The following is a 360-nucleotide window of genomic DNA, read 5'->3' as shown; positions in this document are numbered from 1 at the left end:
GGAGCTGGGCATTCCGCAGGCGTCGGATACGGCAGCGCGCGCCGGGGACCGGGCGAACCGGGCCGACACGACATGGCTGATGGCCGCCGTGGCGCCCGGCCTGCCGGACCGCCTGAGCATCTTCCGTTCGGACGACGGCACGACCTTCGTCACGCAGGCGTCGGAAGCGTATGCGCCGCCGCGCGGCATGTTGCGCGACCCGGCGCTCGTGCGCGACGGCGGCCGGTACCGGGTGGCGTACGTGGCAGGGGCCGGCAACGAGATCGGCCTCGCGCGCTCGAGCGACCTGAAACACTGGACGTTCGAACGCACCGTGCCGATGCCGGGTCCCGTACGCGCGCCGCGCTGGGTGCGGGGGGG

The 360-nt window shown here is 74.4% G+C and carries 1 protein-coding gene; it reads left to right on the top strand.

The annotated features are described in order from the left end of the window. On the top strand, positions 1–360 hold a 360-nt coding region (locus tag ACEN88_RS34705; RefSeq protein WP_413346952.1), incomplete at both ends, for a hypothetical protein.

Source organism: Massilia sp. CT11-108 (genome assembly GCF_047302915.1).
GTDB lineage: Bacteria > Pseudomonadota > Gammaproteobacteria > Burkholderiales > Burkholderiaceae_D > Telluria > Telluria orientalis.
This window is presented reverse-complemented; position numbering and strand designations above follow the sequence as displayed.